Here is a 1,453-nt window from a genome sequence, read left to right on the forward strand (position 1 = left end):
CGGGCGGCACGGCGCGGGCCCCCCGCCCCACCCCGCGGGCGGGCCGCCCCGGCCGCTCCGTACCGGTCCGGCTGCGGATCCCGGCCATCGGGGTCGACACACCGGTCATCCGGCTGGGGCTGGCCGCGGACGGCACCGTGGAGGTGCCCCCGATCACGGCCGACGACCGGGCCGGCTGGTACCGGTACTCCCCGCCGCCGGGCAGCACCGGACCGTCGGTGATCCTCGGTCACGTCACCGTGGGCGACCACGGGGACGGCGTCTTCCGCCACTTGGGGCGGCTGCGCCGGGGCGACCGGATCGAGGCGCGCCTGGAGAACGGCACCGCACCCCGGTTCACCGTCCGGTCCGTCCGGACGGTGGCCAAGGCGGACTTCCCCACCGAGGCCGTCTACGGCGCCGTCGGCCGACCGGAGCTGCGCCTCATCACCTGCGGGGGCCCTCGCTCCGGTGGCGAGTACCGCGACAACGTCATCGTGTTCGCCGCGCCCGACCCGCCGCACCCCTGACCATTCACGGCCCCGGGCCGCCGGACCCGCACCCGGCTGCCCGGGGGAGCGGCCCCCGGGCAGCCGGCGCATCCCGCTCCCCGACACTGGTCACCCCACGACCCTGGAGAATGTTGAAAAGGTCCCGAGAGAAGGCGGCCGCCGAGCTCTTCGCCGCCCTCTACCCGCGCCTCGCCGGCTGGTGCCGACGCCTGGTCGACGACGACGAGACGGCCCACGAGATCGCCTCGGAGGCGTTCACCCGGCTGTGGGCCCGCTGGACGACGGTGTCCGAACCCCGGGCGTTCCTCTACGTCACGGCCGCCAACCTCGTCCGGGACCACTGGCGCAAGCTGGGACGCGAGCGCCGCGCGGTGGACCGGGTCACCACCGAGACCGCCGTCCGCCCCCACAGCGAACCGTCCGACCCGTCCGTCCGGCTGCTGGTGCAGTCCCTGCCGGAACGCCTGCGCGTGCCGATCCTGCTGCACTATTACGCCGACCTGCCGATCCGTGAGATCGCCGTGGTGACCGGACGCAAGGAGGGAACCGTCAAGGCCGATCTGCACGCCGCCCGGGAACTGCTCCGCGCCCATCTGAGGAGAAGCCTTGATCACACACCCTGACGAGGGTCCGGAGTTCGCGCCCGACGACCCTCTCGCGGTCCTCCTGCGCCCGTCCGGCGACCATCTCGGCCCGCCTCCCGGCCGGTTCGAGGAGATCCGCCGCGCCGCGGCCCGGCGCCGACTGGTGCGTGCCGCCGCGGGGGCCGGCCTCGCCTGCGGTGCCGCGCTCCTCATCGCGCTGCCCCTCCAGCAGACGGCTCCCGACCCGCCGGCCTCTCCCACGGTGCCCCTGGCCCCGCCACCGGTCAGCAGCACCTCCCCGACGCCGCCGCCGACCACGCCGCCGTCGCCCGAGCCCGCCGTCACCCGGCCCACCGAACAGCCCACGACCGTGGGCCC

3 protein-coding genes are annotated in these 1,453 nt (G+C 75.8%); all 3 read left to right on the plus strand.

The genetic code is table 11. The features are described 5' to 3' along the window. The coding region (locus G3I53_RS11150; protein WP_164438297.1) for a class F sortase at positions 1-509 on the plus strand (509 nt) is incomplete at its 5' end. A gap of 113 nt (positions 510-622) precedes the next feature. Then, the gene (locus G3I53_RS11155) at positions 623-1,114 is read left to right on the plus strand and encodes an RNA polymerase sigma factor (protein WP_164338756.1); all 492 of its coding nucleotides are present in this window, start codon (positions 623-625) and stop codon (positions 1,112-1,114) included. Next, positions 1,098-1,453, plus strand: a 356-nt coding sequence (locus tag G3I53_RS11160; protein WP_164438298.1) for a hypothetical protein, incomplete at its 3' end; no start/stop codon positions are given. The genes G3I53_RS11155 and G3I53_RS11160, both read left to right, overlap by 17 nt.

Source organism: Streptomyces sp. SID14436 (genome assembly GCF_010548465.1).
Lineage (GTDB): Bacteria > Actinomycetota > Actinomycetes > Streptomycetales > Streptomycetaceae > Streptomyces.